The sequence below is a fragment of the Mycobacterium sp. HM-7 genome, assembly GCF_053852335.1.
Genome location: NZ_CM132657.1, coordinates 2,627,961 through 2,651,603, shown reverse-complemented (window position 1 = coordinate 2,651,603; position 23,643 = coordinate 2,627,961). Strand labels below are relative to the sequence as shown.

The following is a 23,643-nucleotide window of genomic DNA, read 5'->3' as shown; positions in this document are numbered from 1 at the left end:
CTAGACCGAGGCCTGGTTGTCTGACTCCTCAACGCGGCTCGTCCCTCGCCGCTTGATCGTCGTCAGACGGAGGCCTTCAGGTCGTCGACCTTGTCGAGCTGCTCCCACGGCAGCTCGATGTCGGTGCGGCCGAAGTGGCCGTACGCGGCGGTCGGCGCGTAGATCGGGCGCAGCAGGTCCAGGTCGCGGATGATGGCGCCGGGACGCAGGTCGAAGACCGAGGTGATGGCCTTCTCGATGCGGGCCACGTCGAAGTGCTCGGTGCCGAAGGTCTCGACGAACAGACCCACCGGGGCGGCCTTGCCGATGGCGTAGGCCACCTGGACCTCGACGCGGTCGGCCAGGCCGGCGGCGACGACGTTCTTGGCCACCCAGCGCATGGCGTACGCCGCGGAGCGGTCCACCTTTGACGGGTCCTTGCCCGAGAAGGCGCCGCCGCCGTGGCGGGCCCAGCCGCCGTAGGTGTCGACGATGATCTTGCGGCCGGTCAGACCGGCATCGCCCATCGGGCCACCGACGACGAAGTTGCCGGTCGGGTTGACCAGAAGCCGGAAGTCGGAGGTGTCCATGGTGTCGTGCCCGAGGTCGGCGAGCACCGTCTCGACGACGTGGCGACGGATGTCCGGGGCCAGCGTCTTGTCGAGGTCGACGCCCTCGGCGTGCTGGGTGGACAGCACCACGGTGTCGAGGCGGACCGGGACGTTGTCGCGGTACTCGATGGTGACCTGGGTCTTGCCGTCGGGACGCAGGTAGTCGACGGTGTTGTTCTTGCGGACCTCGGTGAGGCGCCGGGACAGCCGGTGCGCCAGCGCGATCGGCAGCGGCATCAGCTCGGGGGTGTCGTTGATGGCGTAGCCGAACATCAGGCCCTGGTCGCCGGCGCCCTGGGCGTCCAGCGGGTCGCCGGCGCCCTCGACGCGCGCCTCGTGGGCGGTGTCGACGCCGGCGGCGATGTCCGGGGACTGCGCGCCGATGCCGATGTTGACGCCGCAGGTGGCGTAGTCGAAGCCCTTGTCGGAGTGGTCGTATCCGATTTGGCGGATCCGGTCACGGACGATCAGCGGGATGTCGGCAAACGCTTCCTTGGCGGTGGTGGTCACCTCGCCCACGACGTGCACCTGACCCGTGGTCACCAAGGTCTCCACCGCGACCCGCGACTTGGGATCCTGTGCGAGCAGCGCGTCCAGCACCGAATCGCTGATGGCGTCGCAGATCTTGTCCGGATGTCCTTCGGTCACTGACTCGCTGGTAAACAGCCGACCTTCACTCACGTCGCAAATCCCTTCCGAAACTTTGGTCCGGCGCATAATATCCGCGCCCGGCTCGTCACTGTCGTGTACCCCTGCGCAGCAAACTCGTTCCGCGGCGCATTCAGGTGATGTTCATTCGTCCTTGCCACGCAGGAAGGCCGTGATCGCATCGGCGATGCGACTGGCCATCAAGGTCTTGGACCCGTGCTCCAGCGCCGACTCCGCCCCGTCCGCGGCGAGCAGCCAGCCGTCGTTGACGTCGACCTCGAAGGCCCTTCCGTTTCCCACCGCGTTGACAACCAGCAGGTCACAGCCTTTGCGCTGCAGCTTCGCCCGGGCGTGGAACAGCACGTCGCCGTTGGCATCACCGGTCTCGGCCGCGAATCCGACGACGGCGCGCAGGTTCGGCAGTTGACCATCGGTGCGGGCCCGCACGGCTCCGGCCAGGATGTCGTCGGTCCGCGTCAGCTCGATGACGGGCGCGGTGTCCGCGTCGCCGGGGCCGTGCGTCTTTTTGATCTTGGTGGTCGCTACCTCGGTAGGCCGGAAATCTGCGACGGCCGCGGCCATCACGAGCACCTGCGCGTCGGGCACATATTTGAAAACCGCGTCGCGCAGCTGTGCCGCCGAGCCGATGTGCACGACCTCGACGCCGGCCGGATCGGCCAGGCCCGCGGTGTTGCCGGCGATCAGGGTGACCTCGGCGCCGCGCTGGGCCATGACGCGGGCGACGGCGTAGCCCTGCTTGCCCGAACTGCGGTTGCCGATGAACCGAACCGGGTCGATGGCTTCCCGCGTGCCGCCGGCCGTGACGACGGCCTTGACCCCGGTCAGGTCCCGGGGCAGCGCATCGCCGCGCTCCAGCAGCAGTTGTGCGAACGTGGTGATCTCTTCGGCCTCAGGCAGCCGTCCCGCACCGCTGTCGGCGCCGGTGAGGCGCCCGGACGCGGGGTCAAGCACCACGACGCCGCGACGCCGCAAAGTCGCGACGTTCTCGACGGTGGCCGGGTGCATCCACATCTCTGTGTGCATTGCCGGGGCGAACAGCACCGGACAGCGCGCGGTGAGCAGGGTGGCGGTCAGCAGATCGTCGCCGCGCCCCGCCACCGCACGTGCCATGAGGTCCGCAGTGGCCGGTGCGACCACCACCAGGTCGGCCTGCTGACCGAACCGGACGTGGGGCACCTCGGAGACGTCCTCGAAGACTCCCGTGTGCACGGGATTGCCGGACAGCGCTTCAAAGGTGGCAGCGCCGACGAACTTCAGCGCCGACTCGGTCGGCACCACGCGGACCGAGTGACCGGCCTCGCTCAGCTGACGAACCAGGGTGCACGCCTTGTAGGCGGCGATACCTCCGGCGACTCCGACGACGATGCGCTTGCGGTCGGCCATGGTCGGCGCCTCCTGGCCCTACTCGGTGGCCTTACTCGCCCTCGGTGTGCTCGAGCAGGTCACCGTGGATCTCGCGCATGGCGATCGACAGCGGCTTCTCCTGCAGACCCGGCTCGACGAGCGGGCCGACGTACTCGAGGATGCCGTCGCCGAGCTGGTTGTAGTAGTCGTTGATCTGGCGCGCGCGCTTCGCGGCGTAGATCACCAGCGCGTACTTGCTCGACACCCGATCGAGCAGCTCGTCGATCGGCGGGTTGGTGATACCCAGCGGCGTGTCGTAGGCGATGGCGGCGTCGGAGTCGATGCTCTCGACAGTGGTGCTCACGAAGAATTCTCCCGGCGTTCGGTGTGAAGATTGGCGTCGCTATCAGCGATATCTGTGCGGTAACGCGCAGACCGCTCAGCGGCCCACCAGCAAGGATACCAATTCTGCACAGGCGGATTCCAACTGACTGTTGACAACAGTCACATCGAAACTGTCCTGAGCGGCCATTTCGGCCCGCGCGGTATCCAAACGACGGGCTTGCACCTCGGCGCTCTCGGTGCCGCGACCGACCAGCCGGCTCTTCAGCACTTCCCAGCTGGGTGGCGCGAGGAACACCGTCAGCACCTCGGGCATGGCCTGTTTGACGGCGCGGGCCCCGGCGAGATCGACCTCGATGAGCACCGGGTGACCGGCGGCAATGGCTTCCCGGACGGGGCGGGCAGGGGTGCCGGAGCGCTGCAGTCCCCCGTGGATTTCGGCCCATTCGAGCAGCTCACCGTCATCGATGAGGCGCTGGAACTCGTCGGCCGAGACGAATGTGTAGTCGACACCGTCGACCTCGCCCGGACGCGGTGCACGCGTCGTGGCGGAAACACTGAAATGCAGGTCGGGCACCCGCTCACGCAGGCAGCGCACGACCGTCGATTTACCCACGGCAGAGGGGCCGGACAGCACAACAACACGGTTCATCGCCGGCCGGCCCCTACTGCTCGTCAGTCTTGCGTCAGATCAGGAAAAGTCGAACTTTTCCAGCAGGGCCTTGCGCTGACGGTCGCCCAAGCCGCGCAGACGGCGGGTCGGAGCGATCTCCAGCTCGGTCATGATCTCCTGCGCCTTGACCTTGCCGACCTTGGGCAGGGCTTCCAGCAGAGCGGAAACCTTCATCTTGCCGAGGACCTCGTCGGTCTCGGCGTCCGTCAGGACCTGCTTGAGGTTGGTGCCGCCGCGCTTGAGCCGGTCTTTCAACTCGGCTCGCGCTCGACGTGCGGCAGCAGCCTTCTCCAACGCTGCCGCGCGCTGTTCGTCGGTCAACTGGGGAAGGGCCACGGGGTTCCTCCGTATCTCCGTCAAATAATTTCTTCTCACGGCTGGGGTGAACCAGCCAGCGACGACGACCGTACCCACGCTTCCCGACAAGCGCTAACCCCACCCCCCGGGTAACGAAGCTAAAAGCCCAGCGTGTAGTGCGAACAGCGGCTCTCGACGACCACGAAGTGCAAGCTCTGGCCGCCCCGGCGTCGAGCGCTTCAGCCACAGATCTGCCTGCGTATCAAGGGTTTTGAGCACCCAGTGGGACGACGGCCGAGCCGCGGGCGGCCGACCTGGCGCATTTTCGGGTCACCATCCGGGGTCTTTCAGGAAAATTTTCGCAGGTCACGGCGTGTCGGGCGTGTCGGTGCCCAGTCCGATCGGGTTGGCACGTCGCCGGTGACGCGCCCAGGACACCGGGACGCTATTTGGGCGGTTCGACCGCCCAAATCGACAGGTTGCGGCAGGTTTTGCGACCGGTAGCGCACCCCCGGGAGGCCGCCGGCACGGCGCGGAACATCGCCACAACACCGCCTCGGCAAACTCGGTCTTTGCACGATCAACGGACCCCGACAACCGCATCCGCATCGCTCCGACCTGCCGATCGTGATGAAACCGTTTCCCGCCCAACAATTTCCCCGCGATAAGGCTCTCTACAGGAAACGATCAGCGCCCCGTGGCCAAACCGTTGCGGCATGCACAGCACACACCTAACAGGACCAAAGTGCGCACACATTAGGCGGCCCTAACTTCAATTCTAGTGCGGCGACGACATGCCCACATGCAAGAGAAGGAGTGCAGCGATGAACTTCAAACGAGCGCTGACCGCATCCACCCTGGCGGCGGGCATCGGTCTCGCGGGATTGTTCGGCGTCGGCCTGGCCGGCGCCAATGCCGACCCCGGCTGCCCGCCGAACGCGCCGTGCGGTCAGCACGACGATCACCGCGGCGACAACCGCGGACCCGGTGACAACCGTGGACCCGGTGACAACCGGGACGACAACTGGCATGACAACCAGGGCCGCGACTGGCAGCACCGCGGCATCGACGACGCCCGCGGTGACCATCAGCCGTTCAACTACAACGGCCAGTGGGTCAACCCGGTCTGGGACGGCGGCCACAACGCGTGGGGCTTCTGGCTCGGCCCGATCTGGATTCCGCTGTGATCGCCGGCCCGCAACCAGGCAAATCACCTACAGACGGTCTCGGTATCACCCCACCGCTGACCTGACGGAAAAGACGCGGCGAAACATCTTGATGCACAAAGCGTTTAGAACTACCGACGCAGCTGAAAGCAACCGATGCGTGCTTTGTCTGCACACCGTTGTCGCATACACAGCACACACATAAGTTCAGCTAAGTGCATGCCCATCGGAGGGGCCTAGCGTCAGAGGTCCATATCCGAAGAACCGATTTCCCAGATAACGGAGTTCACCTATGAACATCAAGCGGGCATTGACCGCGTCCACCCTGGCGGCCGGCATCGGCGCCGCCGGACTGTTGGGCATCGGACTGGGCACCGCCGGCGCCGACCCGGGCTGGTGCCCACCCGGCGCACCGTGCGGGGGCCACGACGACCACCGCGGTGATGGTGGCTGGCAGCGCGGCGGCGACCGTGGTGGCTGGCAGCGCGGCGTCGACTGGCACAACGACCGCGACGGCTGGCGCGATGACCGCGGCCGCGACTGGCATGGCCGCGGCATCGATGATGGCCGTTGGGACCACCAGCCGTTCGCGTACAACGGCCAGTGGGTGAACCCCGTGTTCGACCAGGGCTTCAACGCCTGGGGCTTCTGGCTGGGCCCCATCTGGATTCCGCTGTGATGACTGCCTGGTAGCACGACGAAAACGACGGCCCACCACATTTCGTGGTGGGCCGTCGGTCTCGTGCGGGCACTGTCAGGCCAGGTAGGCCACCGTGTCGCGCAGCTTCTCCCCCGCGGCCCGCACGGCCGCGACATCCGGCCCGGCTCGCAGGACCTCACGGGACACCGCGGGCAGGAGGGTGCCCGGCTGGGCGCCGCCGAGCCCGGCCAGCGCGTCGGGGCGTCCGCCCTGAGCACCGACGCCGGGCATCAGCACCGGTCCCCCGAGCCGTGACAGATCGGGCACCTCGGCCAGCGTGGCACCGACCACGACACCCACCGAGCCGTCGGCGGCCGAGTTGACCGCCGCCACGGAGTCGACGATCGACTGCGCCACGGTGCGCTCGCCGGTCACCGCGCGCTGCACGGACGCACCCTCCGGGTTGGACGTCGCGGCCAGCACGAACACCCCACGGCCGTTGGCGGCCGCGACGTCGAGCAGTGGTTGCAGCGAGCCGAACCCGAGGTACGGCGACGCCGTGACCGCGTCGGCGGCCAGTGGCGAATCACCCGCCCAGGCCTGCGCGTAGGCGGCCATGGTCGAGCCGATGTCGCCGCGCTTCGCGTCGGCCAGTACCAGCACGCCGGCCTCCTGCAGCCGGGCGATGGTCCGCTCCAGGACGGCGAAACCCGCCGAACCGTAGGCCTCGAAGAACGCGACCTGCGGCTTGACGATCGCGAAGCCCGCGAACGCCTCGACACAGATATCGCTGAACTTCGCGACGCCGTCGGCCGACACCGGCAGGCCCCAGGCGCTCAGCAGCTCCGGGTGCGGGTCGATACCCAGGCACAGCGGACCCCGCTGTGCCATGGCTGCCCGCAGTTTGGGCCCAAAGCTCACTTCGCGCCCAGCTGGCTGTGCAACTCCTGCAGCGACCGCACGCCGATGTCGCCACGGATACCGGCCTCGATACCTTGCACCGCGGCCGACGCGCCCTGCACCGTCGTGACGCACGGGATGCTGGCCGACACCGCGGCCGAGCGGATCTCGTAGCCGTCGATGCGCGGACCGGAGTTGCCGTACGGCGTGTTGATCACCATGTCGACCTCACCGGCCTTGATGGCGTCGACCGCCGACATCGCCGGCCGGTCCGGGCTGGGCTCTTCGAAGTTCTTGCGCACGACCTCGCACGGAATTCCGTTGCGGCGCAACATCTCCGCGGTGCCCTCGGTGGCCAGCACCCGGAAGCCGAGATCGGCGAGGCGCTTGACCGGGAACACCAGCGAACGCTTGTCGCGGTTGGCCACCGACACGAACACCGTGCCGCCCGAGGGCAGCGAGCCGTAGGCCGCGGTCTGGCTCTTGGCGAAGGCGGTACCGAAATCGCTGTCGATACCCATCACCTCGCCGGTGGACTTCATCTCCGGTCCGAGCAGCGAATCGACCTGCGAGCCATCGGCTTTACGGAACCGGTGAAACGGCAGCACGGCTTCCTTCACCGCGATCGGCGCGTCGGGTGCCACGGTGGCGCCGTCGCCCTCGGCGACCAGGATGCCCTCGGCACGCAGCTCGGCGATGGTCGCGCCCAGCATGATCCGGGCACAGGCCTTGGCCAGCGGCACCGCGGTGGCCTTCGAGACGAACGGCACGGTACGGCTCGCGCGCGGGTTGGCCTCCAGCACGTAGAGCACGTCGTCCTTGAGCGCGTACTGCACGTTGAGCAGACCGACCACGCCGATGCCGTGGGCAATGGCCTCGGTGGCCTTGCGCACGGCGGCGATGTCGGTGCGGCCCAACGTGACCGGCGGCAGCGCACAGGCCGAGTCGCCGGAGTGGATGCCGGCTTCCTCGATGTGCTCCATCACGCCGCCGATGTAGACCTCGGTGCCGTCGCACAAGGCGTCGACGTCGATCTCGATGGCATCCTCGAGGAACCGGTCGACCAGCACCGGGTGCTCGGGCGACAGCTCGGTCGCCCGCTCGATATAGCCCTGCAGGGTCTCCTCGTCATAGACGATCTCCATGCCGCGGCCGCCGAGGACGTACGACGGGCGCACCAGCACGGGGTAGCCGATGTCGGAGGCGATCCGGCGGGCCTGCTCGAAACTCGTTGCGGTGCCGAAGCGCGGGGCGGGCAGCCCCGCGGCGCGCAGCACCTCACCGAATTCGCCGCGGTCCTCGGCCAGGTCGATGGCCTTGGGGCTGGTGCCCACGACAGGAACGCCGGCCTTCTCCAGCCGCTCGGCCAGGCCCAGTGGGGTCTGACCACCGAGTTGCACGATAACCCCGACCACACCCGGGCCGCCGGCCCCGGAGGCCTGCTCGGCGTGGTAGACCTCGAGCACGTCCTCGAAGGTCAGCGGCTCGAAGTACAGCCTGTCGGCGGTGTCGTAGTCCGTCGAGACGGTCTCCGGGTTGCAGTTGACCATGACGGTTTCGAAACCGGCCTCGCTCAACGTGGTTGCCGCGTGCACACAGCTGTAGTCGAACTCGATGCCCTGACCGATGCGGTTCGGCCCGGAGCCCAGGATCAGCACCTTGGGCTTCTCGGTCTGCGGGGCCACCTCGGTCTCGGCCGCGGGGTCCAGCTCGTAGCTGCTGTAGTGGTACGGCGTCTTGGCGTCGAACTCGGCGGCGCAGGTGTCGACGGTCTTGTACACCGGTCGGATGCCGAGCCGCTCTCGCAGTGCGCGCACGCCGGTCTCGCCCGCCAATTCCGGTCGCAGCGCGGCGATCTGACCGTCGGACAGGCCGCTGTGCTTGGCCCGGCGCAGCAGACGCTCGTTGAGTACCGGGGCGTCGACGAGCTCGCCGCGCAGCGCCACCAGGGTGGCGATCTGGTCGACGAACCAGGGGTCCACACCTGAGGCCTCGGCCACGGCCTCGACCGAACCGCCTAGGCGCAGCGCCTGTTCGATGTCGTAGAGCCGGCCGTCGGTCGCGGTGCGCAGCCCGGTGAGCAGCTCGTCGAGGGTCTTGTCGGGGTCGGTCCCGGTCCAGAAGCCGGCCCGCTTGGTCTCCAGCGAACGCATCACCTTGCCGAGCGCCTCGATGAAGTTGCGGCCCAACGACATCGCCTCGCCCACCGACTTCATGGTGGTGGTCAGGGTCTGGTCGGCGCCGGGGAACTTCTCGAAGGCGAATCTCGGGGCCTTGACGACGACGTAGTCCAGGGTCGGCTCGAAACAGGCCGGGGTTTCCTTGGTGATGTCGTTGACGATCTCGTCCAGCGTGTAGCCGATGGCGAGCTTGGCGGCGATCTTGGCGATGGGGAAACCCGTTGCCTTGGAAGCCAATGCGCTCGACCGTGAGACCCGCGGATTCATCTCGATGACGATGAGACGGCCGTCGGCCGGGTTGATGGCGAACTGGATGTTGCAGCCGCCGGTGTCGACGCCGACCTCGCGCAGGATCGCGATGCCCAGGTCACGCAGCTTCTGGTACTCGCGGTCGGTCAGGGTCATGGCGGGTGCGACGGTCACCGAGTCGCCGGTGTGCACACCCATCGGATCGAAGTTCTCGATGGAGCAGACCACCACGACGTTGTCGCGGTGATCGCGCATCAGCTCGAGCTCGTATTCCTTCCAGCCGTAGATCGATTCCTCGATCAGCACGTTGGCGCTGGGAGAGGCCGACAGACCCTCCGAGGCCATCCGTTCGACGTCCTCCTTGGTGTACGCCATGCCGGAACCCAGGCCGCCCATCGTGAAGGACGGCCGGACGACCACGGGCAGACCCAGATCGGCGACGGTGTCGCGGACCTCGTCCATGGTGTGGCACACCCGGCTGCGGGCCGACTCGCCTCCGACCTTGGCGACGATGTCCTTGAACTTCTGTCGGTCCTCGCCGCGCTGGATCGCGTCGAAATCGGCACCGATCATCTCGACGTTGTACTTCTCCAGTACGCCGTTCTCGTGCAGCGCGACAGCGGTGTTCAGTGCGGTCTGCCCGCCCAGGGTGGCCAGGACGGCGTCGATCTTGTTGCCGCGCTCGGCCTGTTGGGCGATCACCTTCTCGACGAAGTCCGGGGTGATCGGCTCGACGTAGGTGTTGTCGGCGTACTCCGGGTCGGTCATGATCGTGGCCGGGTTCGAGTTGACCAGGCTCACCTGCAGGCCCTCGGCGCGCAGTACGCGACAGGCCTGGGTGCCCGAGTAGTCGAACTCGCAGGCCTGGCCGATGACGATCGGGCCGGACCCGATCACCAGGACGTGGTTGAGGTCTGTACGGCGTGGCATTACTTGGTCTCCCCTGCCATCAGAGCGGCGAACTTGTCGAACAGGTACTCGGCGTCGTGCGGGCCGGCCGCGGCCTCCGGGTGGTACTGCACCGAGAAGGCGCGTCCGTCGAGCAGCGAAACACCCTCCACCACACCGTCGTTGGCGCAGGTGTGGCTGACCACGGCCCGGCCGAACGGAGTGTCGAACTCTTCCCCGGCTTCACCTTCCAGCGCGAAGCCGTGGTTCTGCGCGGTGATCGCGATGCGGCCCGTGGCCTGCTCCACCACCGGGATGTTGATACCGCGGTGACCGAAGGTCATCTTGTAGGTGTCGCGGCCGAAGGCGCGGCCCAGAATCTGGTTGCCGAAGCAGATGCCGAACAACGGGATGCCGGCCGACAGCACCTGCTGGGTGAACTCGACCATGTGGTCGGCGGTGGCCGGGTCACCCGGACCGTTGGACAGGAACACGCCGTCCACCTTGAGGTCGGCGATCTCGTCGAAGGTCACCGACGACGGCAGCACGTGGCTGCGGATGCCGCGGGCCGCGAAGTTGCGCGGGGTGTTGGTCTTGATGCCGAGGTCAATGGCCGCGATCGAGAAGCGTTGCGGACCATCAGGTTCGACGATGTACCGGTCACCGGTGCTCACCTCGCCGGCCAGATCGGCGCCAAGCATCGACGGCTGGTTGCGCACGCGGTCGACCAGGGTGTCGGTATCGGCCAGGGCGGGACCGGAGAAGACGCCGGCCTTCATCGAGCCGAAGTTGCGCAGGTGCCGCACGATGGCGCGGGTGTCGACGCCGGCGACACCGACGATCCCTTGGCGTACCAGTTCGTCGTCGAGGGTGCCGGTGGCCCGCCAATTGGAGGCGCGCGGCGACGGGTCGCGGACCACGTAGCCGGCGACCCAGATCTTGTCGTCGCGGCTCTCGTTGTCCTCGCCGTTCCAGCCGGTGTTGCCGATCTGCGGGGCGGTGGCCACCACGATCTGCCGGTGGTAGCTCGGGTCGGTCAGGGTCTCCTGGTAGCCGGACATGCCGGTGGAGAACACTGCCTCACCCAGCGTCTGGCCCACGGCGCCGAACGGCGTCCCGGTGAACACCCGGCCGTCCTCCAGCACCAGTACGGCGGTCTGGTCACTCGTCACTTACTGTCCTCCTCAACCCATTTGGCCAGTTCGCGACGGTCGTCGCTGCGGAATCCGGTATCGATCTCGGTGCCCGACGGCAGCTGCCACCGGATGGCGAGAATCCCGTCGTAGGTGAGCACCTTGCCGGCGATGGCCCGCTCGGTGCGGATGGCGGTGATGGATTCCTCGGGAATCCAGATCGGGCTGCCGCCGGTGAGCTGCAGCATGATGCCTTCGGGATAGCGCGTCAGCACGGCCTTGCTGCGAAACCCGAGGGAGCCCACGGCAATTCGGTCCTGCCAGCTCGGCGTGAATGTGCTGCCGATGTACATGCCCTTGGTGGCCGAGACGATCGGCGCGCCCACGGTGTCGGGCAGGGCCGGCAGCAGTCCGACGGCGCCGGCCTGCCGCTGCACCCGGTGCACCCAGCCCTTGAGCATCTGCCGGATCGCGAACCCGAGCAGCACCACCACGACGGCGGCCAGCACCAGGTAGGTGATCAGTGTCCCTGTATTCACGCGGGGCTGACCCCATCCCGTGCCGTGACCTTGCCGCGCAGCATCGTCAGGGTGACGGTGGCCGGCAGTGTCATCGACTCGTACGGCGTGTTGTCCGAACGGCTCGCGAGCGCGGGTCCACTGACGGTCCAGGTGGCGTCGGGGTTCACGACGGTCAGGTTGGCGGGTTCGCCGACTGCCAGCGGACGGCCCTGGTCGGGCAGGCCGACGATGGCGGCGGGGGCCTCGCTCATCACCCGGGCCACGTCGCGCCAGGTCAGCAGGCCGCGCGTCACCATGGTCTCCACGACGACCGACAGCGCGGTCTGCAGGCCCAGCATGCCGGGGCGGGCGTGCGCGAACTCGCACATCTTCTCGTGTTCGGCGTGCGGGGCGTGATCAGTTGCGACACAGTCGATCACCCCGTCGGCGAGAGCCTGGCGCAGGGCCTCGGCGTCACTGGCCTCGCGCAGCGGCGGGTTGACCCGGTTGCGGCCGTCGTAGTCGGCCAAGCGTGAGTCGTCCAGCAGCAGGTGGTGCGGGGTGACCTCGGCGGTGATCGAGATGCCCTGGGCCTTTGCCCACTTGATCAGCTCGACGGTGCCCGCCGTGGAGGCGTGGCAGATGTGCACCCGGGCACCGGCATCGCGGGCCAGGATCGCGTCGCGAGCCACGATGGACTCTTCGGCCGAGCGCGGCCAGCCGGCCAGACCCAGGCGAGCGGCGTTCGGGCCCTCGTGTGCGACGGCGTCGACCGTCAGGCGCGGCTCCTCGGCGTGCTGGGCGATCAGGACGCCAAGTCCCGCTGCGTATTCCAGGGCGCGGCGCATGACCAGCGGGTCGTCGACGCAGATGCCGTCGTCGGAGAACATCCGGACCTGTCCGGCGCCGGCGGCCATGAGGCCCATCTCGGTGAGCTGCTTGCCGTCGAGCCCGACGGTGACCGCGCCGACCGGGTGCACGTCGACCAGGCCGACCTGCTGCCCACGGTGCCAGACGTGGTCGGTGACCACCACGGTGTCGGCGGCGGGATCGGTGTTGGCCATCGCGAACACCGCGGTGTAGCCACCGAGTGCCGCTGCCGCCGAACCGGTTTCGATGTCCTCGGCATACTCGCGGCCCGGCTCGCGCAGGTGCGTGTGCAGGTCCACGAAGCCGGGCAGCATGATCTGGCCGGTGGCGTCGATGACCTCGTCACCGCTCAGACCGGTCCCGATCTCGGCAATCTGCCCATCCGCGACGAGCACATCGACCGGATCGCCTTCGCCGTAGAGCCGCACCCCACGAATCAGAACGGTCATGCGATCACCTCCCGGCCGGCACCCACGAGAAGCTGGAACAGCACCGCCATACGAACATGCACCCCATTCGAAACCTGTTGCAGTACAGCTGATTGCGACGAGTCGGCGACCGACGACGCGATCTCCATGCCCCGCAGCATCGGACCCGGGTGTAGCACCACCGTGTCCTCGCTCAAACCGGCCAGGCGCTTCTCCGACAGTCCATAGCGCACCGAATACTCACGCGCCGACGGGAAGAACGCGCCGTTCATCCGCTCGGCCTGCACGCGCAGCATGAGCACCGCGTCGGCGGCCGGCAGTTCGGCGTCCAAGTCGTGCGACACCGTCACCGGCCACTCCGAAACTCCCACCGGCAGCAACGTCGGCGGCGCCACCAGCACCACCTCGGCGCCCAGCGTCGACAGCAGCGAGACGTTCGAGCGTGCCACCCGGCTGTGCAGGATGTCGCCGACGATCACCACGCGCCGGCCCTCGAGACCGCCGAGGCGCTGGCGGATGGTCAGTGCGTCGAGCAGCGCCTGCGTGGGGTGCTCGTGGGTGCCGTCACCCGCGTTGATCACCGACGGGCCACCGTGCCCATCCTCCCGAGTCCAGGCCGCAAGCTGTTGTGCCGCACCGGAAGCCGGGTGCCGGATGATCAGTGCGTCGGCGCCGGCGGCACGCAGGGTCAGCGCGGTGTCACGCAGTGACTCCCCTTTGGCAACCGACGATCCGGAGGCGCTGACGTTGATGACGTCGGCGCTCATCCACTTCCCGGCCACCTCGAACGACACCCGGGTGCGGGTGGAGTTCTCGTAGAACATGGTGATGACGGTGCGGCCACGCAACGTCGGGAGCTTCTTGACGTCGCGGCCCAGCAGTGCCTCACGGAACTTGTCGGCATCATCGAGGATGGCCGTGGCCGCATCGCGGCTCAGATCCGAGGCAGCTAAGAGATGCTTCATCCGTGCCGTCTCTTCTTCGCGCAAGCGCTCATCAGCGGGTGGGTCCTCCGTAGGGGGCGATAGCGACGGAATCAGTTCCGTCTGTCTCCAGAAGTCGCACCTTGACGTTCTCGCTGCGCGACGTCGGGACGTTCTTGCCGACGTAGTCGGCGCGGATGGGCAGCTCGCGGTGCCCACGGTCGACGAGGACGGCCAGCTGCACCATCCGCGGGCGGCCGACGTCCCGGAGCGCGTCGAGGGCCGAGCGCACCGAGCGGCCGGAGTACAGGACGTCGTCGACGAGGATCACCGTCGCGTCGTCGATGCCGCCCTCCGGGATCGAGGTCGAGGCCAGCGCCCGCGGCGGTTTGAAGTTCAGGTCGTCGCGGTACAGCGTGATGTCGAGTGCCCCGGTGGGCAGCTCGACGTCGGCGAATTCCTTGACCTTCTCGGCGATGCGGGCGGCCAGGGTGACGCCGCGGGTCGGGATGCCGAGCAGCACCACGCGCGGCGCGTCCGGCGCGTCGAGCGCGGTCTTTTCGATGATCTGGTGCGCGATGCGCGAGATGGTCCGGCCGACATCGGCAGCGGACAGCAATTCCCGGTCAGTGGAGTCACCCACGAGACACCGGACCTCCTTCTCCGCCTCTCTGGACGGATCGTTAAAGGACGTCTAACTAGCCGCGTAGCTTAGCAGGCCGCGAGAACGTCCTCGTCGGGCATGTCGTCGAGTTCGGACCCCCGGGTTTCGGGCAGCACCAGTGTGCAGACAATGCTGACCAGCACGAAGACGGCGATCATGAGGCCAACGGCCCAGCTCCCGAGCGCGGCGACGAGTGGCCCCGCGACCAGGGGCGGCAGCGCGCCGCCGACGATCCCGGCGAGATTGAAGGCCATGCCGGCACCGGTATAGCGGTAGCGGGTGGCGAACGTCTCAGGCAGGAACGCCCCGATGGGTCCGTACGCGAGCCCGAAGATGCAGAAGATGCCGGCGATCGCCACCGCGAAGGCCACCGGCGACCCGGAGTCGATGAGCGGCATGACGAGAAACGCCCACGGCAGAGCGAGCCCGAACCCGACCAGGATGACGCGACGCCGGCCATACCGGTCGCACAGCACCGCCGAGATCGCGGAGAACACCATGAGCGACGCCCCGGCCAGGACGCCGACCGACAGGATCAGGGTCCGCGGATGGTGGATGCGGGTACTGGCGTAACTCATCAGATAGGTGCCGCCGAGGAAGCTCATGGTGAAGATGCCGACCATGCAGCCGGCCCCGAGCAGCACCTGCTTGCTCTGCCGGCGCACGAGTTCCGACAACGGCGCCCGGGGCACCGTCCCCCGCTTCTGTTCGGCGACGAACACCGGCGTCTCGTCGATGGTCAGCCGGACGTAGAGCGCCACGGCCAGCAGCACCGCGCTGAACAGGAACGGCAGCCGCCAGCCCCAGTCCAGGAACACCGGGCTCTTCTCCCCGATCGTCACGTTGGCGATCAACACCACCAGGTTGCTGACCGCCAGGCCCGCGCCGGCACCCAACTGGGTGAACATGCCGTACATGCCGCGTTTTCCGGCCGGGGCGTATTCGGCGCTCAGTAGAGCCGACCCGGCCCATTCCCCACCGACGGCGAAGCCCTGGAGCACCCGCAGGATCAACAGGATGATCGGGGCGGCCAGGCCGATCGTCGCCGAACTGGGCACCAGACCGACGCCGACGGTCGAGAGCCCCATGATCAGCAGCGTCGCGACCAGAGTCTTCTTGCGGCCCAGCCGATCCCCGAAATGCCCGAAGACGGCCGCGCCGACAGGTCGGGCCAGGAACGCGACCGCGAAGGTGGCCAGCGACGAGATGGTCGCCATGGCGGGCGGCAGGTTGGGGAAGAACACCTGCGGGAAGATCAGCGCCGCGGCCGTCCCGTAGATGTAGAAGTCGTAGAACTCGATCGCGGTGCCGATGAAACTGGCGAACGCCACCTTGTTCATCGGTGTGCTCGGGGTCGAAACGTCTGCAGCCACGTCAGGCAGGCTAACGTGACCGGGGTGAATCTCGACGCGAACACCGAATCGGTCAGCGCGGCGATCGACACCGGCCTGCTGGCCGGCGCGGTCACGCTGGTGTGGCAGGACGGCGCGGTGCGGCAGGTCAACACGCTCGGCCACCGCGATGTGGACGCCAAGCTGCCGATGGAGCGTGACACCGTGTTCCGCATCGCGTCGATGTCCAAGCCGATCACGGTCGCGGCAGCGATGACTCTGGTCGACGAAGGCCGGCTGGCTCTGACCGACCCCATCGCGAACTGGATTCCCGAGCTCGCCAACCCGCGTGTGATGACGAGCCCGGAGGGGCCGTTGGACCGGTCCGTGCCCGCGCGCCGGCCCATCACCGTCGAGGACCTGATGACCCACCGCGGCGGCCTGGCCTACGGGTTCACGGTGCCGCCGCCATTGGGCAGGGCCTACAACAAGTTGCAGTCGCTGCAGGATCCGGACCGCTGGCTGGCCGAGCTGGGACAGCTGCCGCTGGCCCACCAGCCCGGTGACGCGCTGACCTACAGCCAGTCGACCGATGTGCTGGGCTTCCTGCTGTCCCGCGTCGAGGGTAAGCCGCTGCCAGATGTGTTGGCGGAGCGCATCTTCAAACCACTGAACATGGTCGACACGGGCTTCGCGGTGACGCATTCGGGCCGGCGTCGCGCGGCCACCATGTACCAGCTGGCCGCCAACGGCGACACCCTGAGCCTGCAGCCCGGAAAGATGGGGCCGCCGCAGGTGATGCCGCCGACCTTCTGTGCCGGCGGCGGTGGACTGTGGTCGACCGTCGACGACTACCTGACCTTCGCGCGGATGCTGCTGGCCGGCGGCGAGGTCGACGGGGTCCGGGTGCTGTCGGAGGAATCGGTGCGGTCCATGCGGACCGACCGGTTGACCGCCGAGCAGAAGTCGCAGAACTTCCTCGGTGCGCCGTTCTGGATCGGCCGCGGCTTCGGGCTGAACCTGTCGCTGGTGACCGACGAGGCCAAGGCGACGCCGTTCTTCGGTCCGGGCGGCCCCGGCTCGTTCAGCTGGCCGGGCGCTTTCGGTACCTGGTGGCAGGCCGATCCGAACGCGAACCTGATCCTGATCTACCTGATCCAGAATCAGCCCGAGCTCAGCGTCGACGCCGCGGCTGCCGTCGCCGGCAACGCGTCACAGGCCAAACTCCGTTCCGCGCGACCGAAATTCGTGAAACGGACGTACCAGGCGCTCGGCCTGTAATCAGCCGGCGCGAGCAGCGGTGAGCCGCTGCATGTCGGCCATGCCTTGCTCCTGGGCATCGCGCATCCAGGCCGGCAGTGGTGCCCGCAGCTCGGGCAGCACCTCGCCCTCGAGCAGCCCCTGCAACTTGGCCTGTTTGCTGCTACGACCCGCCTGGTTGTCGAGTTCCTGTGCGCCCGAAGGCGATTCGTAGTCGTAGAGCTCGTAGTCGATCTTGCGGCTGAGGTCGGCCTCCATGCTGCCCGGCCGCCAGTACGAGTAGCGGCCGAACTTTGCGTCGGGCGTCCGCACGGCCACGATGTGACTGGGCGCCGATGTCGGTATCTCGGTGGGCACCGCACCGCCGCCGAACATCTTCTGCACCGCAGGCGATTTCATCAGCGTCGCCATTTCTTCGACGGACATGTCGTCAGTGGCATGGGCCACCCACCGGCGGCCCGGCGCACCCGGATCGGCCGCGACGGCGGCGATGTCGCCGCGCGCCTGCAGGTAGGAGTAGCGGCTGTCCGATCGCCAGCGGTTGCCGCCCGCAGCGATGGTGAGCAGCAACGGCGCGATGTCCGCACTGGACGTGAGCTGCCGGCGTCGCTCACCGGGTTTGGGGGTCAGGTGCCCCGCCGGGTCGTGGATGTAGAGCGGCACCCGGATCGACTCTTCATAGATCGCCGCGCCCTTGCCGCGCAGGCCGTGCGAGCCGGCGTACTCCCCGTGGTCCGAGGTGAACACCACAATGGTGTCGCGTTCCACGTCCGGGCGGGAGGCGAGGGTGTTCAGCACCCGGCCGATCTGGACGTCCACCTGCTGATGCAGCCACAGATAGTTGTCGAGGCACCGCGCCCACTGCGCTGCCATCTCGGGACCCGAATACGGCACCGGGCCGGTCATCAACGGCGACATGAAGTTCATGTAGTCGATCTGCAACTGCGGCTTGCCACGCCGGCGGAGGTCGTCAGAGTTCTCGAAGTTGACTGGCGTCCCGGAGAACACGTGCGGGACATCTTCCGGCAGCGGGTTTCTCGGCCACCAGCAGATGTCGTGCGGGTTCACCAGGGACACCGTGGTGCACCACGGGCCGGTGCCGGCGTGGTTGGCGAACCAGCCGTCGAACTGGTCGGCGATGGTGTGGTCGACCTTGAGTCCCTGGTTCGGGCCACCGTTGGGCGATGGGTACGTGCCGCCGGAAAAACCGTGGGCGTCAAGGCCGTCCGGAGTGGTGTCGGAGATTTGACCCAGGTGCCATTTCCCCCACCACCAGGTCCGGTAGCCCTGGTCCCGCAGCATGGTGCCCCAGGTCGGGAAGCGGGGCGCCAGGGTGGATTCGGTCGGCCCCTCACCCGTGTACAGGCAGCCCGTCTGATGCGAGTACAACCCGGTGGTCAGGACGCCGCGCGACGGCGTGCACATGTTGGACGCCGAGTAGTGCGACTCGAAGGACACACTGCGCTGCCGCAGCCGGTCCAGGTTGGGCAGCAGTTCGCCGAGTCGTTTGGCATCGGGAAACCATTGGGGCGCCCGCATCTGGTCGACGATGATCACCAGGATGTTCGGCCTGTTCGCCGAGTGCTCGCGGCCGGTCCGGGACAGTAGCTGGTAGCCACCGACCCCCGCCGCGGCCACCCCCGCTACCGCCGCCGTGCCTTTGAGAACTGTGCGCCGGTCGATGTCCGCCATGGGGCCAGCCTAGGAGCCAATGCTGGGAAAGCCATAGGCTTTCGCCATGGTGCAACCAACGGTGTTGATCAGTGGCGCCGGGGTCGCCGGTCCTGCGCTGGCCCACTGGCTGGCCGGTAACGGCTATCGGGTGGTGATCGTCGAGGCGGCGCCGAGCATCCGCCCGGGCGGCCAGACGGTCGACCTGCGCGGCGCGGGCCGCGAGGTGGTGACCCGGATGGACCTGCTGTCCGCGATGACCGAGCGGTGCCTGGTTCAGCGCGGCATCGCCTGGGTGCGCGCCGATGGCACCCGGCGTGCGGAGATGCCGGTCGAGGCGTTCGACGGCAACGGGATCGTCTCGGCACTCGAGATCCTGCGCGGCGACCTGACCGATGTGCTCTACCAGGCAACTCGCGAGACGGCCGAATACCGCTTCGGCACGCGGATTTCCGTGCTCGAGGAGGACGAGTCGGGAGTCCGGGCCACGCTGACCGATGGCTCCGTGGTGGAGGCCGACCTGGTTGTCGGCGCCGACGGCCCACATTCCGCGGTGCGGCAGTTGGCATTCGGCCCGGAGGAGCAGTTCATCCGCCGCCTCGGCGGGTACAACGCCTGGTTCACCGCGCCGGACATGATCGGCCTGGACGGCTGGTTCCTGATGTTCCAGGCGGCCGGCGGGCTGAACGCCTCACTGCGGCCGTCGCACGATGCGGCGACAGCCAAGGCGGGCCTGGCGTTCCGGTCCGAGCCGATCGAGTACGACCGCCGCGACCCGGACGCGCAGCGAGCGCTGCTGGCGGAGCGGTTCCGAGACGCGGGCTGGTATTGCAACGAATTACTCAGTGCCGCAGCGCAATCCGAGGATTTCTATTTCGACGATTTCGTCCAGGTGCACATGGACACCTGGTCGTCCGGCCGGGTCACGCTGTGCGGCGATGCCGGCTACTGCGCGTCGCCGCTGTCCGGCATGGGTACCAGCCTGGCACTGGTCGGGGCGTACGTGCTGGCCGGCGAACTCGGGCCGGCCGCGCAATTCGACGCGGCCGGGATCCCGGCGGCCCTGCAGCGCTACGAAACGGTCATGCGGCCGTACGTCGACCGTTGTCAGGACCTGCCCGGCGGCCTCGACGGCTATGCGCCGATGTCCGAACGCCAGATCGCCGGTGCGGCGTCCGCCATGAAGTGGGTCCAGCGCTGGCCGCTGCGGCTGTACGCCGGCCGCAAATGGTTCTCCACCGCAGAGTCGATCGATCTGCCCGATTACCGGTCGTACGTCGGCGGATGACCCGTCCATTTGATGTACGCCCGACGGAATTCCCGCGGGTCGGTGAATCCGACCTCCGCGGCGATGGCGTGAATGGGCATCGCCGTCTCGCGCACCAGGTAGCGCGCCCGCTCGCTGCGCACCTTGTCACGCAACGCGATGAACTGCTGCCCGCCGGCGCTGAGGCGACGGCGCAGGGTCCGCTCGGTGACGTTGAGCCGCTTCGCTATCTGGGCCATCGTCAGCGGCTCCCGCACGCTGTCGCGCAACATCGTCTCGACCGTCTGCACCACGTCGGTCGGCTGCTCGCCCTGGGTCACCATGTCGCGGCAGGCGGCCACAGCGACCGCGTGCGTCGCCGGATCGGCGCGCGGTAGCCGCTGCGACCACAGCGGGTCCGGGAACGCCAGCCGGTTGGCGTCGGCGTTGAACAGGACCGGACAGCCGAAGAATTCGCGGTACCGCTGCGCATACCCCGGCGGCGGGTAGCTGACCTGGACGTACTCGGGCGTCTGCTGAGGCAGTTCGAGCACGGTCCGGACCGTGACCAGCACGCTGCAGAACAACTCCTCGCACAGGAACGGCAGCAGCTCCGGCTCCGGGTGGCGCTCGTAGGCGCGCAGCGCGAACGTGTCACCGACCAGCTCGGCGCCGACATCCATCAGACTGCCGGCACTCTGATGCAGCTCGAGTCCGACTTGCATTGCCACGCCGAGGTTTTCGGCGGAACGTATGGCCAGCCCGAGCACGCCGAACGAGACGAACATGTCGCGCGCCCCGACATCGATGCCGAGACCCCGGTCGGGCATGGCCCGCACCGCATGCCGCAGGACCATCGCGGCCTGCCGAAACGAGACGCGCGTGTCAGGAGAGTTCAGCGTCGCGGCGGACAGGCCGGCCGCAGCCAGCCACCGCTCCGTGGGCAGACCCGCGCGGTCGGCGACGTCGACGACGTTGACGAGCACCGACGTCGGGATCAACGCCGCACTTTGCCTGTCCACCACACCTCCCAACGTGTCCGGTTTTCCCCCCATTGTGGTCACCGATGCCCTCGTGCGCACCCGGCGACATGGGGTTAGCTCCCGATCCATGGTGTCGTCAATGCCGGTCGATCTGTCCGAGCCGCCCACAGTCGAGGGGTCGTGGGCGCTCCCGGACACGTATTGGCCGGCATTGACCGACGCGACCGCGCATCTGGAAACCCCGCTGGCCGCGATCGACCTCGACGCGTTGCGCCACAACATTCACGATCTACGCCGGCGTGCGGCGGGAACGCCCATCCGGGTGGCGTCAAAATCGGTCCGGTCGCGGACCATCCTGGACGCCGTCACGGCGCTCGACGGCTATGCGGGCGTGCTGGCGTTCACGTTGCCCGAGGCACTGTGGCTGGCCGCAGGCGACGACGAGCACCTCCCGCACGACGACGTCGTCGTCGCCTACCCGACGGCCGACCGAACCGCCATCGCCCGGCTGGCGTCGTCTCCGGAGTTGGCGGCCCGGGTCACGCTCATGGTCGACGCACCCGCCCAACTCGATCTGGTGGACAGCGTCGCCGCGCCGGCGACGCGACCGTCGCTGCGGGTCTGCCTGGACCTCGACGCGTCGTGGCAGGCACCGGTACTCGGACACCTCGGGGTGCGCCGCTCCCCTGTCCACACCGCGGCGCAGGCCCGCGCGCTGGCCGCGACCATCGCCGGCCGTCCCGGTTTCACGCTGGTCGGCCTGATGTCCTACGAAGCCCAGATCGCCGGAGTTGGTGACGACGTCCGCGACCAGGCCGCGAGGTCCCAGCTGATCCGGTGGATGCAACGACGGTCCAAGGACGAACTCCTCGAACGCCGCGGTCTCGCCGTGGCCGCGGTCGGGCAGGTCGCCGAGCTCGAATTCGTCAATGGCGGCGGGACCGGTTCGGTCGAGTTCACCGCCTCGGATCCGGCGGTCACCGAAATCGCCGCCGGCAGTGGCCTTTTCGGTCCGCATCTGTTCGACACGTACCGCGGTTTCACGCCGGCGCCGGCTGCGGCGTTCGCGCTGTCGGTGGTGCGCAAACCCACACCGCAGATCGCGACGGTGTTGGGCGGCGGCTGGATCGCCTCCGGGCCGCCCGCCCGGGACCGGGTGCCGCTGCCGGTCTGGCCGCCGGGGCTGAGCCTGCTGTCCACGGAAATGGCCGGCGAGGTGCAGACCCCGGTGAGCGGAAAGGCCGCTGCCGCACTGGCTGTCGGCGACCGGGTGTGGTTCCGGCACTGCAAGGCCGGCGAGCTCAGTGAGCACGTCGACCGGTTCGCCGTGGTCCATGAGGGAAAGACCATCGGCGCGGCTGCCACCTACCGAGGCGAAGGGAAGACGTTCCTGTGAGCTGGACGAACTGGGGACGCTGCGAGTTCGCGCGGCCGACGGAAGTCGTGCGGCCCACGACCGTTCAGGAGGTGTGTGACGCGGTCATCCGCGCAAGCGCCGCCGGCCGGCTGGTCAAGGTCGTTGGGTCCGGGCACAGTTTCACCGGCATCGCCGTCGCGCCCGATATCCAGCTGGACCTGGGTGGCCTGGCCGGGCTGATCGACGTCGACCGGGACCGTGAGCGCGTCACCGTCGGTGGTGGAACGCCACTCTGGCAGCTCACGCAGCTGCTGGCGCGGCACGGACTCGCGCTCGAGAACATGGGCGACATCGACCGCCAGACCATCTCCGGCGCCATCTCGACCGGCACGCACGGCACCGGGCTGGCCTTCGGGGGTCTGGCCACCCAGGTGGTCGGGCTGACTCTGGTCTCGGGCACCGGAGAGTTGGTCCGCATCGACGACGAGCAGAGCAGCGAGTTGCTGCCGGCGGCGCGCGTCGGCCTGGGCGCGCTGGGGATCATCGTCGAGGTGACGCTGCAATGCGTGCCGAGTTTCGCGATCCACGCCGTCGAACGCGTCGAGCCGGTCGACGACGTCGTCGCAGGGTTCGATGAACGCTGCACGCAGACAGACCATTTCGAGTTCTACTGGTTCCCGCACACCGACACCGCGTTCACCAAGGCCAACATCCGGCTACCCGCCTATACCCCGCTGGAGTCCACCAACCGGGTGTCGCAGTGGATCGAGGAGGAACTGGTCGAGAACGGTGTACTGGGGGCGATCTGCGCCGTCGGCAGCGCACTGCCGGCGACCGTGCCCGCGCTCAACCGCACCGTCACCCGGTTCCTGTCCGATCGCGAGCACACCCAACGCTCGGACCGCGTCTTCACCTCGCCGCGGCGGGTGCGGTTCCGCGAGATGGAATACGCCGTCCCCTACGAAGCGGTGGGCGCCGCGTTCGACGAGGTACGCAGCCTGATCGCCGAACGAGGTTGGCGCATCGGCTTTCCCATCGAGGTCCGCGCCGCGGCCGCCGACGAGAACTGGCTTTCCACCGCGTACGGACGCCGCAGCGCGTACATCGCGGTGCACCGCTATGTGCGCGACGACCCGACCGAGTATTTCGCCGCGGTCGAGCAGATCATGCGCCGCTACGACGGGCGTCCACACTGGGGCAAGATGCACAACCGCACCGCGGCGGATCTGCGCGACAGCTACCCGCGGTTCGACGATTTCCTCGCAGTCCGCGAAAAGCTCGATCCCAGGCGGACTTTCGCCAACGACTACCTACACCAAGTACTCGGAGAATGAGGACC

The 23,643-nt window shown here is 68.2% G+C and carries 21 protein-coding genes; 6 read left to right on the top strand and 15 right to left on the bottom strand.

What is annotated here, in order from left to right:
* Positions 1 to 62: 62 nt before the first annotated feature.
* The 5 genes from metK to mihF form a co-directional block, all read right to left on the bottom strand.
* Positions 63 to 1,271 carry a methionine adenosyltransferase gene (gene metK, locus ACWW1C_RS12830; protein ID WP_455983777.1) on the bottom strand — a complete coding sequence of 403 codons (1,209 nt, stop codon included), beginning with the start codon at positions 1,269 to 1,271 and terminating at the stop codon, positions 63 to 65.
* A 111-nt stretch (positions 1,272 to 1,382) separates the two neighbouring features.
* Positions 1,383 to 2,642 (bottom strand): bifunctional phosphopantothenoylcysteine decarboxylase/phosphopantothenate--cysteine ligase CoaBC, encoded by a 1,260-nt coding sequence (gene coaBC, locus ACWW1C_RS12825; RefSeq protein ID WP_455983776.1) that lies wholly within the window; start codon positions 2,640 to 2,642, stop codon positions 1,383 to 1,385.
* Positions 2,643 to 2,673: 31 nt separating this feature from the next.
* Positions 2,674 to 2,967: a DNA-directed RNA polymerase subunit omega gene (rpoZ, locus tag ACWW1C_RS12820; RefSeq protein WP_020101623.1), complete on the bottom strand. Its 294-nt coding sequence runs from the start codon at positions 2,965 to 2,967 to the stop codon at positions 2,674 to 2,676.
* Between the two features lie 75 nt (positions 2,968 to 3,042).
* Positions 3,043 to 3,597, bottom strand: coding sequence for a guanylate kinase (gene gmk / locus ACWW1C_RS12815; protein WP_455983775.1), 555 nt, complete (start codon positions 3,595 to 3,597; stop codon positions 3,043 to 3,045).
* A gap of 39 nt (positions 3,598 to 3,636) precedes the next feature.
* Positions 3,637 to 3,954, bottom strand: coding sequence for an integration host factor, actinobacterial type (mihF, locus tag ACWW1C_RS12810; protein WP_011894593.1), 318 nt, complete (start codon positions 3,952 to 3,954; stop codon positions 3,637 to 3,639).
* Positions 3,955 to 4,739: 785 nt separating this feature from the next.
* Here mihF and ACWW1C_RS12805 point away from each other — a divergent pair.
* Both ACWW1C_RS12805 and ACWW1C_RS12800 read left to right on the top strand, forming a co-directional pair.
* Entirely contained in the window at positions 4,740 to 5,102 is a 363-nt protein-coding gene (locus ACWW1C_RS12805; protein ID WP_455983774.1) for a hypothetical protein, read from the top strand.
* A gap of 271 nt (positions 5,103 to 5,373) precedes the next feature.
* The gene (locus tag ACWW1C_RS12800) at positions 5,374 to 5,760 is read left to right on the top strand and encodes a hypothetical protein (RefSeq protein WP_455983773.1); all 387 of its coding nucleotides are present in this window, start codon (positions 5,374 to 5,376) and stop codon (positions 5,758 to 5,760) included.
* Between the two features lie 75 nt (positions 5,761 to 5,835).
* Here the strand turns inward: ACWW1C_RS12800 and pyrF are convergent, their stop codons facing one another.
* The 8 genes from pyrF to ACWW1C_RS12760 all read right to left on the bottom strand — a co-directional run bounded on the left by pyrF (position 5,836) and on the right by ACWW1C_RS12760 (position 15,796).
* The gene (gene pyrF, locus ACWW1C_RS12795) at positions 5,836 to 6,612 is read right to left on the bottom strand and encodes an orotidine-5'-phosphate decarboxylase (RefSeq protein WP_455983772.1); all 777 of its coding nucleotides are present in this window, start codon (positions 6,610 to 6,612) and stop codon (positions 5,836 to 5,838) included.
* 26 nt (positions 6,613 to 6,638) lie between these two features.
* Positions 6,639 to 9,980 (bottom strand): carbamoyl-phosphate synthase large subunit, encoded by a 3,342-nt coding sequence (gene carB, locus ACWW1C_RS12790; protein WP_455983771.1) that lies wholly within the window; start codon positions 9,978 to 9,980, stop codon positions 6,639 to 6,641.
* Positions 9,980 to 11,110, bottom strand: coding sequence for a glutamine-hydrolyzing carbamoyl-phosphate synthase small subunit (gene carA, locus ACWW1C_RS12785; protein WP_455983770.1), 1,131 nt, complete (start codon positions 11,108 to 11,110; stop codon positions 9,980 to 9,982). The genes carB and carA overlap by 1 nt, the downstream gene beginning before the upstream one ends.
* The gene (locus tag ACWW1C_RS12780; RefSeq protein ID WP_455983769.1) at positions 11,107 to 11,610 is read right to left on the bottom strand and encodes a PH-like domain-containing protein; all 504 of its coding nucleotides are present in this window, start codon (positions 11,608 to 11,610) and stop codon (positions 11,107 to 11,109) included. The genes carA and ACWW1C_RS12780 overlap by 4 nt, the downstream gene beginning before the upstream one ends.
* The gene (locus tag ACWW1C_RS12775; protein ID WP_455983768.1) at positions 11,607 to 12,890 is read right to left on the bottom strand and encodes a dihydroorotase; all 1,284 of its coding nucleotides are present in this window, start codon (positions 12,888 to 12,890) and stop codon (positions 11,607 to 11,609) included. The genes ACWW1C_RS12780 and ACWW1C_RS12775 overlap by 4 nt, the downstream gene beginning before the upstream one ends.
* Complete coding sequence (locus ACWW1C_RS12770) at positions 12,887 to 13,834, bottom strand: aspartate carbamoyltransferase catalytic subunit (RefSeq protein WP_455983767.1); 948 nt, start codon at positions 13,832 to 13,834, stop codon at positions 12,887 to 12,889. Before ACWW1C_RS12770 ends, ACWW1C_RS12775 begins: the two co-directional genes overlap by 4 nt.
* 31 nt (positions 13,835 to 13,865) lie before the next feature.
* A complete protein-coding gene (pyrR, locus tag ACWW1C_RS12765) occupies positions 13,866 to 14,435 on the bottom strand; it encodes a bifunctional pyr operon transcriptional regulator/uracil phosphoribosyltransferase PyrR (protein ID WP_455983766.1) in 570 nt (189 codons plus the stop codon).
* A gap of 68 nt (positions 14,436 to 14,503) precedes the next feature.
* Positions 14,504 to 15,796 carry an MFS transporter gene (locus ACWW1C_RS12760; RefSeq protein WP_455984255.1) on the bottom strand — a complete coding sequence of 431 codons (1,293 nt, stop codon included), beginning with the start codon at positions 15,794 to 15,796 and terminating at the stop codon, positions 14,504 to 14,506.
* 57 nt (positions 15,797 to 15,853) lie between these two features.
* Here ACWW1C_RS12760 and ACWW1C_RS12755 point away from each other — a divergent pair, with 57 nt between their 5' ends.
* Positions 15,854 to 17,068, top strand: a complete 1,215-nt coding sequence (locus ACWW1C_RS12755; RefSeq protein WP_455984254.1) for a serine hydrolase domain-containing protein — start codon at positions 15,854 to 15,856, stop codon at positions 17,066 to 17,068.
* Here the strand turns inward: ACWW1C_RS12755 and ACWW1C_RS12750 are convergent, their stop codons facing one another.
* Entirely contained in the window at positions 17,069 to 18,739 is a 1,671-nt protein-coding gene (locus tag ACWW1C_RS12750; RefSeq protein WP_455983765.1) for a sulfatase-like hydrolase/transferase, read from the bottom strand. It lies immediately after the preceding gene.
* A 46-nt stretch (positions 18,740 to 18,785) separates the two neighbouring features.
* Between ACWW1C_RS12750 and ACWW1C_RS12745 the strand changes: the two genes are divergently transcribed.
* A complete protein-coding gene (locus ACWW1C_RS12745; RefSeq protein ID WP_455983764.1) occupies positions 18,786 to 20,006 on the top strand; it encodes an FAD-dependent monooxygenase in 1,221 nt (406 codons plus the stop codon).
* Here ACWW1C_RS12745 and ACWW1C_RS12740 read toward each other — a convergent pair.
* On the bottom strand, positions 19,982 to 20,986 hold the full coding sequence (locus ACWW1C_RS12740; RefSeq protein ID WP_455983763.1) for an AraC family transcriptional regulator: 1,005 nt from the start codon (positions 20,984 to 20,986) through the stop codon (positions 19,982 to 19,984). The two genes, ACWW1C_RS12745 and ACWW1C_RS12740, sit on opposite strands and share 25 nt — an antisense overlap.
* 100 nt (positions 20,987 to 21,086) lie before the next feature.
* On the opposite strand from ACWW1C_RS12740, the gene ACWW1C_RS12735 reads away from it, so the two are divergent.
* Entirely contained in the window at positions 21,087 to 22,343 is a 1,257-nt protein-coding gene (locus ACWW1C_RS12735; protein WP_455983762.1) for an alanine racemase, read from the top strand.
* Complete coding sequence (locus ACWW1C_RS12730) at positions 22,340 to 23,638, top strand: D-arabinono-1,4-lactone oxidase (RefSeq protein WP_455983761.1); 1,299 nt, start codon at positions 22,340 to 22,342, stop codon at positions 23,636 to 23,638. The genes ACWW1C_RS12735 and ACWW1C_RS12730 overlap by 4 nt, the downstream gene beginning before the upstream one ends.
* Positions 23,639 to 23,643: the final 5 nt, after the last annotated feature.